This window comes from Corallococcus llansteffanensis (assembly GCF_003612055.1).
In the GTDB taxonomy this organism is placed as follows: Bacteria; Myxococcota; Myxococcia; order Myxococcales; family Myxococcaceae; genus Corallococcus; species Corallococcus llansteffanensis.
In genome coordinates this window covers 1-9,235 of the sequence record NZ_RAWB01000398.1, presented here as the reverse complement: position 1 = coordinate 9,235, position 9,235 = coordinate 1, and the positions used below count along the sequence as shown (strand labels likewise).

Below are 9,235 nucleotides of genomic sequence, written 5' to 3'. Positions count from 1 at the left end.
GTGGTGCTGGGCGGGCGGGGGAACGACTTCGGCACGCCGCGCGCGATGGACAGGGCGGAGCTGATCATCCCGCTGAAGGACGCGCAGCCCAGCGTCCTGGGCCTGCCGCTGATGCCGCAGCCGCGCGTGTGGCACACGTGCACGGCGCTCGCGGATGGCTCGGTGCTCGTGGTGGGGGGCGTGGACGACAGCACCGGTGAGCCCCGTGCGCCCATCGAAGCGCTGGTGGTGATGCCTCCGCCGCGCGACTGAATGGAGAGGGTCGTCCTACGCGCTCACTCCAATAGGGTGAGCCCACTCGCATGACTTAACTTGCTGCTCTGGCTGCGCTATTGCGTTTGCCATGAAAGCCAGCCACCCCATGCCACGTGCCGTGAGCGCCGCCGCCCTCCTCACCCTCGTGGGATGTGGCTCGGCCACCGTCGGCACCGTCGGCAGCCCTGCGTCCGCGAAGTGGGTGGGCCCTCCCATCACGACTCCAGACGGCGGCCAGCTGCGGACGACCATCTATTACGGGCCCTGGCAGTGCAGCGCCGCATTCATGGCCCGCTGCGAGTCGAAGTGTGCAGCTCAGGGCCACGCGCTCATGGGCTGCATGTGGCTGGCCGACTTCAGGGGCGACTGGCAGGGGCGCTACCTGTTTCTCCCTGCGGCAGCCGGTGGGCGCCTCGCCATCACGCACTGCTGCTGCGACTACCCGAAGGTGGCCGACGGGGAGTGGCGGCGCACCACGTGGCAGAACGCGCGAGAGGGCTTCCGGAACAAGTGGAGCGCGGAGTTTGGAGACTGGCCCAAGACGGGTGGGGAGAACTGGGCCGGCCACCACATCTTCGACCTGGCTCACGGAGGAGAGCCGACAGCTCCCGGCAATGTGCTGCCCGTGCCTGGGGCCGTGCACAAGACCTTCAACTTCGAGTACCCCGCCTGCTATGCCCCCGGCGGCAAGTGGCTGACGCCGGGCCCCGCACGGCCCTACGTGGATTGAGGACACCCCCATGTCCATGGACCGACTGCTCGCCGAAATCACCCGGCACCACTTCCCCAGCCCACCCGCGACGCCTGCACGGTTGGCCGCGTTCGAGGCGCGCGTCGGCTGGGAGTTGGACGCGGACCTGCGCGCCTTCTACCTCCACTGCGATGGGGGAACGCTGTTCGCGCCGCTCCCGGACGTGAACTACCGCATCCTGCCGCTGGAGCGGATTGAGCGAGCCCGAGTCGCCATCATGGGGCGCGATGAGGATGCCTGCGGGGCACCCTCTCTCTTCACTCTGGTGGACATGCAGGACTCCGACTTCGTCGTCCTGGATGTCGCGCAGCGGTCGGGCGGCCGCTACCCCTTGTTCGATGCCTTCCATGAGACGTTTCCGGAAACGAAGCCCATCGCGTCCTCGTTCGAGGAGTTCCTGGAGAAGGCCCTGCGCAGTGGCAACCGCTCTTTCTGGCTGAACAGCGACCCAGCGACTCCGTCCCGCTGAAACACGAAGGCCCCGCGTCCCGGTGAAGGGAGGCGGGGCCTCGGTGCTTCACATCGTCACTTCGCTCAGCCGTTGGTCGGCGGGGCCTCGGACGGCTTCGCCTCGCCCTCGGAAGAGGACGGTGCGGACGGCTCGGCGGGCGCGGCTTCGGTCGGCGTGGCGGGGGCGGCGGCGCGGGCCTCCGCTTCGGCACGGGCACGGGCGGCGTCGTCGCTGCGCTGGTCGCTGGCGGCGACCTCGTCCGGCGTCAGCTCCGTGCGGTCGGCGAGGATGCCCGTCTTCTTCTCCAGGTCCTTGATGGCCCGGCGAAGCAGGTCGCGCTCCAGGAGCGTCCGGTTGAGGCGCTTCTCCAGGGCCTTGTACTTGTCCTTGCCCAGGTCGGCCTCGGACTTCGTCACGGCCAGGATGCGGGCCTGGGTGTCGGTGCGGCCCTTGATGCGGCGCAGCTCCTTCTCCAGCTCCACGGCGCGCGCGCGGTCCTTGTTCGCCGCGGTCTCCAGCCGGTCCATCTTCTCGCGGTCCGCGTCGTTCAGCTCACGGTAGCGGCGCACGGGCTCGGCCGGGGCCGCCGGCGGCACGGACACCGCCGCGCTCACCACGGGCTCGCTCGCGGGGGACGCGATGAGCTCCGTCGAAGCGGGAGCCGCCGCGGGCGCGGGGCTCGCCGCCTGCACGGGCACGGCAGGCGCCTCGCGACGACGGTTGCCGCCGCGCTGCTCGGCCTCGGCGCGCAGCTTGGCGTTCTCCGTCAGGGCGTGCGACAGCTCCTCACGCGTCTGCGCGAGCTGGATGCTGGCGTTGCGCTCCACCTCGGCGCGGGCCTTCACCAGGTCCTGCGTGCCCTTGTCGCCCTCCTTCTGGTCGAAGAGCTTGCGCTTGGTCTGCTTCAGCTGCTCCTTGAGCTCCTGGAGTTGCGCGCGCTGCTCGTCCAGCTCCTTCTGCTTGCGCTGGACCTCCGATTCCGCCTTGGCGCGCGCCTTGGTCTCCGACTCCAGCTCGCCCCGGAACGATGGCGAGGAGACGGAGGCAGGGCCCACGCCGGCGCCGCCCTTGTCTCTGAAGAGCAGCAGGCCGAGCGTCACGGCGAACCCGACCGATACGAGGATGAGTGCAAACAGCAAGGGAACAACCTCCACCGAAGGATGCAAAAAGCGGGGCAGCCTACCGCCCGGACATGGCGCGTCAAGGCTTCACTGGTAGACAACCCGTGGGCCCGCCTGCCGCTCCGGCCGGGGCCTCGGAGCCCCGCCTGCCCCCGGGGGCCCCGGGGAGGGCCTTCCTGGTGTGCGCCCCGGCGAATCCATAAACACCCCCCTGGGAGGGGAGCCCAAGGCCATGGCGCACCTGCAACTGAAGCCGAAGCGGGACGTGTCGAGCTTCCGCAAGCTCGCCATCGGGAGCTGGGCGAACGCGTACGACCCCACCGTCTACGGCACGCTGACGGTGCGCATGGACGCGGCGCTCGCGTACCTGGAGGCCTTCCACCAGCGCACCGGCGTGCGCCTGACGACGACGCACCTGGTCCTCAAGGCCCTGGGGGAAGGGCTGCGCCGCTGTCCGGACGCCAACGCGCTCCTGCGCTTCCAGCGCATCTACCTGCGCCAGAAGGTGACCGTGTGCGCGCTGGTCCCCGGCGTGGATCCGGACCGCACCGGCCTCACGCCCGTGCGCCTCGAGGACGTGGACACCCGGAGCGTGCGCGACCTCGCCGTGGAGATGGAGGCCCGGGTGGCGCGGGCGCGCGAAGGCCGCGACGTCGCGCTGGAGAAGGGACGGGGGCTCCTGCGGCGCATCCCGCACCTGCTGCTCCACCGCTTCACCGCATGGGCGTCGTTCCTCACGTACACGCTGAACCTGGACCCCGCGTGGCTGGGCCTGCCCAGGGACCCCTTCGGATCCGCCGTCGTCGTGGACGTGGGGACCCTGGGCCTGGACACGGCGTACCTGCCGCTCGCGCCCTTCACCCGCGTGCCCATCTTCCTCGCGCCCGGGGCGGTGCGGGAGACCGCGGTGGTGGAGGAGGGCAGGGTGGTGCCGGGCCGGGTGATGAGCATCAACGCGTCCTTCGACCACCGCTTCCTCGACGGCTACCACGCGGGCGTCATCGCCAACACGCTGCGCGAGCTGCTGGAGCACCCGTTCGAGTCCTTCGACGCGCTACCGGACGCAGCGCCGCCGGAGTAGGACAGCGCCCACCTCGAATGTTCCAGGAGTCACCCGTGTCCCCATCCGAAACGCCGCTGGAGTTCACGAAGCGCTACTTCCAGGCCATCGAGGCCGGCGCCACGGGCGCCCAGCTCGCGGAGTTCTTCCATCCCGACATCAGCCAGCGCGAATACCCGAACCGCCTCACCCCGAAGGGCGCGTCGCGCGACCTCCAGGCGCTCCTGGCCGCGTCGGAGAAGGGCCGGAAGGTGGTGACGTCCCAGCGCTACGACGTGCGCTCCGTCCTTGTCGATGGTGACCGGCTGGCCCTGGAGGTGGACTGGAGCGCGACGCTGGCGGTGCCCGTGGGCTCCCTGCCAGCGGGTGGGACGATGCGGGCCGCGTTGGGCGTGTTCCTCACGTTCCGCGACGGCCGCATCGTCACCCAGCACAACTACGACTGCTTCGAGCCGTTCTAGCCGTCAGTACGCGTACTCCCAGCCGCCGCGCGCCCGTGCCCTGCCGCCCATGCGCGCGCTCATCTCGCGCAGCCTGCGCACGCGCTCCGGAATCGGCGGGTGCGTGGAGAACAGCGACATCACCCCGCCGTGGTGCAGCGGGTTGACGATGAACAGGTGCGAGGTGGCGGGCGCCCGGTCATAGGGCATGGCCTCCGCGCCGCGCTCCATCTTCAAGAGGGCGCTCGCCAGCGCGTCCGGGTCGCCGCACAGCTCCGCGCCCGTGGCGTCCGCGCCGTACTCGCGCGAGCGGCTCACCGCGAGCTGCAGCAGCGTGGCCGCGATGGGCGCCACCAGCAGCAGGCCCAGGTTGGACAGCGCCCCCGCGATGCCGCCGCCCTCCTCGTCGTCGCTCCGGCTGAGCATGCTGCCGCCGAACCAGAAGAGCATCTGCGCCGCGTAGCTGATGATGCCCGCGAGCGTCGCCGCCACTGTTCCGATGAGCGTGTCCCGGTTGCGCACATGGCCAAGCTCATGCGCCAGCACGCCTTCCAGCTCGCGCTCGTCCAGCAGCTCCAGGATGCCCGCCGTCACCGCGATCGCCGCGTGGCTCGGGTTGCGGCCCGTGGCGAACGCGTTGGGCTGCGCGGTGGGCAGCAGGTACACCTTCGGCTTGGGCATGCCCGCGCGGGCGGACAGCCGCTCCACCATCGCGTGCAGCCACGGCGCCTGCTCATAGGGCAGGGGCTGGGCGCCGTGGATGGCCAGCGCGATGCGGTCGCTGAACCAGTACGAGCCGAAGTTCATCACCACCGCGAAGAAGCCCGCCATCGCGAGCCCCTGCGCGCCGCCCAGTCGCTGGCCGATGAGGAGCACCAGCGCCGTCAGCCCCGCCAGCAACACCGTCGTCTTCAAGGCGTTGCCCAGTCGGTGCCACCCGCCGCCCTTCAGCGCCGGTGCGGTCGCTCCCCGGGATGTCATGTGGTGGTCACGCTGCGCCATGGTCCTCGTTCCGTGCCTTTCGCCCCGTCCGGGGCCACACGAAACGTAAGCAGGCGCAAGGAGGCGTCAACGAAAGCGGGGCCGGGCCGCCCCGGCGCCCGGGGGGCTTGCACGGACGGCTTTCGTCAAAGGTAGAAACGATCCGTCACGCCCGCCGTACGCTGGAGGATGGCGCTCCAGCCGAGCCAGAGATCGATGCCACTGTCCCCGGCCTTCGGCTCGCCCCCCAGGGCACCGAGCGAGCCCGTACACCCCGCCACCGTGCCCAGCCCCGTCTCCCGCACGTGCTCCAGGAGCGCGCGGAGCGTCGGCATGCGGCGCGACTCGAAGCGGTCCGTCACGTCGTCACGGCCGGCGAAGTCGGGCTCGTCCAGGCGATCCATCAGGAAACGTTCCAGGGCCCACCAGAACAGGTACACCTCCGCGCGCCGCCCGGCCGCCACCGCCGCCGCCGCGATGGAAAGGCCCTGGTGCACCCGGTCGTACTCGCCACTGTGCAGGAAGACGACGACCCTGTTGTCCGGCGCGCTCACGCACCGGCTCATACCGTCCAGAAGTCGCTTCGTCCATTCGCGCCCGGGTCGCGACCGTCAGGGTCCTTTGGCTTGCACCCCAGCCCCGCCGCTTGCTAGGAAACCAAGGTCCTTCAAGGACTTACACGCTTTTTGCAACGACAGAGCGGGCGGCTTTCAGGGACATGGGCGACGAGACGACAGCCAGGCGCAAGGATGCCCACCTCGACCTGTGCGCGACTGGCGACGTGGAGCCCGCGCAGAACTCCACCTTGCTGGAGCACGTGCACCTCATCCACTGCGCCATGCCGGAGCTGGCGGCGGACGAGGTGGACCTCACGACGCCCTTCCTGGGCAAGTCGCTGCGGGCGCCGCTGCTCGTCACCGGCATGACGGGCGGCACCGAGCGCGCGGGGGTCGTCAACCGCGACCTGGCGCTGCTCGCCGAGCGGCACGGCCTGGCCTTCGGGGTCGGCAGCCAGCGCGCGATGGCGGAGGATGCCTCGCGCACGGCCTCGTACGCGGTGCGCGACGTGGCGCCCACGGTGGCGCTCCTGGGCAACATCGGGCTGTACCAGGCCATTGGAATGGGCGTGGACGGCGTGCGGCGGCTCGCGGACGCGATTGGCGCGGACGGCATGGCGCTGCACCTGAACGCGGGCCAGGAGCTCACGCAGCCCGAGGGCGATCGCGACTTCCGGGGCGGCTACCGCGTGGTGGAAGAGCTCGCGCGGGCGTTCGGCGAGCGGCTGCTGGTGAAGGAAACGGGGTGCGGCATCGGCCCGGACGTGGCGCGGCGGCTCGTGGAGCTGGGCGTGCGCAACGTGGATGTCTCCGGGCTGGGCGGCACGTCGTGGGTGCGCGTGGAGCAGCTTCGCGCGGCGGGGCCGCAGGCCCAGGTGGGCGCGGAGTTCAGCGGCTGGGGGATCCCCACCGCGGCGGCCATCGCCAGCGTGCGCGCGGCGGTGGGCCCGGAGGTCCGGCTCGTCGCCAGCGGCGGCGTGCGGGGCGGGCTGGAGTGCGCGAAGGTGCTCGCGCTGGGCGCGGACCTGGCGGGCATGGCGCTGCCGCTGTTCCGGGCCCAGCAGCAGGGCGGCTTCGCGGGCGCGGAAGAGGCATTGAAGGTCATCCTGACGGCCCTGCGACAGGCGCTGGTGCTGACGGGAAGCCGGAACGTCGCGGAGCTGCGGCGGCGGCCGCGCGTGGTGTCCGGAGCTTTGAAGGATTGGTTGGCGGCCCTGTGAAGCAGGGTGGCTCCCAGGTTGGGAAGGAAGAACATGTCTGACACCGTGACGTCCCGGCTCGCCGGATTCCACAAGCTGCCCATGGAGGAGCGACTCGCTCAGATCGGGCGCATGTTCCGGCTGTCTGAAGAAGAGCTGGAGCAGCTTCGCGGCGTGGGCACGCTGGATCCGGTGCTCGCCAACCAGATGATTGAAAACGCGGTGGGCACCTTCTCCCTGCCGCTGGGGCTGGGCCTCAACCTCAACGTCAACGGGCGTGACTACATCGTGCCCATGGCGGTGGAGGAGCCCTCCGTCGTCGCGGCGGTGTCGTTCGCGTCGAAGATCGTCCGCGAGTCGGGCGGCTTCGTCGCGGAGGCCGACGAGTCGATGATGATCGGCCAGGTGCAGGTGTCGAACTACGGCGACCCCATCAAGGCCACCGAGAACATCCTGGACGCGAAGGAGCAGATCCTCGCCCTGGCGAACAGCTTCCACCCGGCCATGGTCGCCCGGGGCGGCGGCGCCCGGGACGTGGAGGTGCGCCTCTTGCCCGCGCCGGAAGGCCCGCGCGGCGAGCCGTTGCTCATCGTCCACATCCTCATCGACACGCAGGAGGCGATGGGCGCCAACCTCATCAACACCGTCGCTGAAGGCGTGGCGCCGCTGATTGAACAGGTGACGGGCGGCAGGGTGTACCTGCGCATCCTGTCCAACCTGGCCGACCGCCGGCTCGCGCGCGCCACGTGCCGCATCCCGCTGCCGATGCTGGCGGACTTCGACCTGCCGGGCGAGGAGATCGCCGAAGGCATCGCGCAGGCCAGCCGCTTCGCGGAAGCGGACCCCTACCGCGCCGCCACGCACAACAAGGGCGTGATGAACGGCATCGACGCGGTGGCCATCGCCACCGGTCAGGACTGGCGCTCCATCGAAGCGGGCGCGCACGCGTTCGCGTGCCGGGGCGGGCAGTACCGGCCGCTGTCCACCTGGTACCTGGAGGAGGGGCACCTCGTGGGCCGCATCGAATTGCCGCTGGCGCTGGGCACGGTGGGCGGCCCCATCAAGGTGCACCCGGGCGTGCAGGTGGCGCTCAAGCTGATGCGCGTGTCGGGCGTGCGCGAGCTGTCCATGGTGTTCGCGGCGGTGGGGCTCGCGCAGAACTTCGCGGCGCTCCGGGCCCTGGGCTCGGTGGGCATCCAGAAGGGCCACATGGCCATGCACGCCCGCTGCGTCGCGGTGACGGCGGGCGCTCGCGGTGGCGACGTGGAGAAGGTCGCCAACCTGCTGGTGAAGGCCGGGCACGTGAAGGTGGAGAAGGCGCGGGAGATCCTCGCGAGCCTCCTCCCCGAGACGCCCGCGGTCGCCGTCACCGTCACCAACGGCTGACCTCATCGCCCCCGCGCGGATGTCGCGGGGCCCCTCGCAGGACCCGGGCGGTGCGCTCTCCTCGAGTGCCCGCCCCTTCACCTTCCGGTGCCATGACTCCCGCAACGAATCCCCTGGTCGCCTTCGGTGCCGGCAAGGTCATCCTGCTGGGCGAGCACAGCGTGGTGTACGGCTACCCCGCGCTCGCGGGCCCCTTGAGCTTCGGCGTGACGGCGCGCGGCGTGCCCGCGCGCTCGTGCCAGCTCGACGTGCCGGCGACGGCGGACGCGGCGCAGAAGCGCCTCATGCGCAAGGCGTTCGCGCGGGCGGCGCGGATGGTGGGCGAGCCGAAGGTGAAGGTGACGCTGGAGGCCCGGTTGCCGCTGTCCGCGGGGCTGGGCAGCTCCGCGGCGCTGGCGGTGGCCACGTCGCGCGTGCTGCTCCAGGCGGCGGGGCAGGTGCCCACGGCGAAGGCCACGGCGCGCCTGGCGTGGGAGATGGAGCAGGAGTTCCACGGCACGCCGTCGGGCGTGGACCACACCACCAGCGCGGAGGAGAAGCTCATCCTCTACCGGCGGGTGCAGGGACCGTCGGGCGTCACCGGCCGGGCGCGCGAGGTGAAGAGCCCGCGCGTGCTGTCGGTGGTGGTGGCGCTGGCGGGAGCGCGCAGTCCCACGAAGGTGACGGTGGGCGCGCTGCGCGAGCGGCAGGCGCGGTGGCCGGAGCGCTACCGCCGGCTGTTCGCGCAGGTGGGGAGGCTCGTCACCGAGGCGTCGAAGGCGGTGGAGGCGGGCGACCTGGAGGGGCTGGGGGACGCGATGAACGTCAACCAGGGCCTGCTGGCGGCGTTGGGGCTGTCGTCTCCGCCGCTCGAGGAGATGGTGTACCGGCTGCGGGAGCTGGGGGCGCTGGGCGCCAAGCTCACCGGGGCCGGAGGAGATGGTGGGGCCGTCATCGGCCTGTTCCACGAACCGGCGCCCGCGGTGGTGAAGCTGACCGCGATGGGCGTGCGGTGCTTCAGCAGCCAGCTCGCGGGCCCGCGGGCGGTGTGAGTG

Annotated in this window: 10 protein-coding genes and 1 pseudogene; 8 read left to right on the top strand and 3 right to left on the bottom strand. The window is 71.3% G+C overall.

The genetic code is table 11. From position 1 onward, the window contains the following. From D7V93_RS45270 to D7V93_RS29685, 3 genes and pseudogenes are all read left to right on the top strand, one after another. Nucleotides 1-252 (top strand): annotated as a pseudogene (locus D7V93_RS45270) (kelch repeat-containing protein); the annotation flags it as partial. 109 nt (nt 253-361) lie between these two features. After that, nucleotides 362-985 carry a hypothetical protein gene (locus D7V93_RS29690; protein ID WP_120646595.1) on the top strand — a complete coding sequence of 208 codons (624 nt, stop codon included), beginning with the start codon at nt 362-364 and terminating at the stop codon, nt 983-985. A gap of 10 nt (nt 986-995) precedes the next feature. Further along, on the top strand, nt 996-1,475 hold the full coding sequence (locus tag D7V93_RS29685) for an SMI1/KNR4 family protein (protein WP_120646594.1): 480 nt from the start codon (nt 996-998) through the stop codon (nt 1,473-1,475). A 65-nt stretch (nt 1,476-1,540) separates the two neighbouring features. Here D7V93_RS29685 and D7V93_RS29680 read toward each other — a convergent pair whose 3' ends face one another. After that, a complete protein-coding gene (locus D7V93_RS29680; protein ID WP_120646593.1) occupies nt 1,541-2,596 on the bottom strand; it encodes a coiled-coil domain-containing protein in 1,056 nt (351 codons plus the stop codon). Nucleotides 2,597-2,810: 214 nt separating this feature from the next. Between D7V93_RS29680 and D7V93_RS29675 the strand changes: the two genes are divergently transcribed. Continuing rightward, complete coding sequence (locus D7V93_RS29675) at nt 2,811-3,659, top strand: 2-oxo acid dehydrogenase subunit E2 (protein ID WP_120646592.1); 849 nt, start codon at nt 2,811-2,813, stop codon at nt 3,657-3,659. A gap of 35 nt (nt 3,660-3,694) precedes the next feature. Beyond that, nucleotides 3,695-4,099, top strand: a complete 405-nt coding sequence (locus D7V93_RS29670; protein WP_244237592.1) for a nuclear transport factor 2 family protein — start codon at nt 3,695-3,697, stop codon at nt 4,097-4,099. A 3-nt stretch (nt 4,100-4,102) separates the two neighbouring features. Here the strand turns inward: D7V93_RS29670 and D7V93_RS29665 are convergent, their stop codons facing one another. After that, on the bottom strand, nt 4,103-5,080 hold the full coding sequence (locus D7V93_RS29665; RefSeq protein WP_120646590.1) for a zinc metalloprotease HtpX: 978 nt from the start codon (nt 5,078-5,080) through the stop codon (nt 4,103-4,105). A gap of 125 nt (nt 5,081-5,205) precedes the next feature. Beyond that, nucleotides 5,206-5,625: a hypothetical protein gene (locus D7V93_RS29660; protein WP_120646589.1), complete on the bottom strand. Its 420-nt coding sequence runs from the start codon at nt 5,623-5,625 to the stop codon at nt 5,206-5,208. A 152-nt stretch (nt 5,626-5,777) separates the two neighbouring features. Between D7V93_RS29660 and fni the strand changes: the two genes are divergently transcribed. The 3 genes from fni (at nt 5,778) to mvk (ending at nt 9,232) form a co-directional block, all read left to right on the top strand. Next, nucleotides 5,778-6,836, top strand: coding sequence for a type 2 isopentenyl-diphosphate Delta-isomerase (gene fni, locus D7V93_RS29655; protein ID WP_120646588.1), 1,059 nt, complete (start codon nt 5,778-5,780; stop codon nt 6,834-6,836). Between the two features lie 33 nt (nt 6,837-6,869). Then, the gene (locus tag D7V93_RS29650) at nt 6,870-8,201 is read left to right on the top strand and encodes a hydroxymethylglutaryl-CoA reductase, degradative (RefSeq protein ID WP_120646587.1); all 1,332 of its coding nucleotides are present in this window, start codon (nt 6,870-6,872) and stop codon (nt 8,199-8,201) included. Between the two features lie 92 nt (nt 8,202-8,293). Beyond that, nucleotides 8,294-9,232 carry a mevalonate kinase gene (gene mvk, locus D7V93_RS29645; RefSeq protein WP_120646586.1) on the top strand — a complete coding sequence of 313 codons (939 nt, stop codon included), beginning with the start codon at nt 8,294-8,296 and terminating at the stop codon, nt 9,230-9,232. Nucleotides 9,233-9,235 lie beyond the last annotated feature (3 nt).

Bases quoted from the DNA above. Each gene is read 5' to 3' on its own strand.
- D7V93_RS29690 (WP_120646595.1), top strand. From the start codon at position 362: ATGCCACGTGCCGTGAGCGCCGCCGCCCTCCTCACCCTCGTGGGATGT.
- D7V93_RS29675 (WP_120646592.1), top strand. From the start codon at position 2,811: ATGGCGCACCTGCAACTGAAGCCGAAGCGGGACGTGTCGAGCTTCCGC.
- D7V93_RS29650 (WP_120646587.1), top strand. From the start codon at position 6,870: ATGTCTGACACCGTGACGTCCCGGCTCGCCGGATTCCACAAGCTGCCC.
- D7V93_RS29660 (WP_120646589.1), bottom strand. From the start codon at position 5,625: ATGAGCCGGTGCGTGAGCGCGCCGGACAACAGGGTCGTCGTCTTCCTG.
- mvk (WP_120646586.1), top strand. From the start codon at position 8,294: ATGACTCCCGCAACGAATCCCCTGGTCGCCTTCGGTGCCGGCAAGGTC.
- D7V93_RS29665 (WP_120646590.1), bottom strand. From the start codon at position 5,080: ATGGCGCAGCGTGACCACCACATGACATCCCGGGGAGCGACCGCACCG.
- fni (WP_120646588.1), top strand. From the start codon at position 5,778: ATGGGCGACGAGACGACAGCCAGGCGCAAGGATGCCCACCTCGACCTG.
- D7V93_RS29685 (WP_120646594.1), top strand. From the start codon at position 996: ATGTCCATGGACCGACTGCTCGCCGAAATCACCCGGCACCACTTCCCC.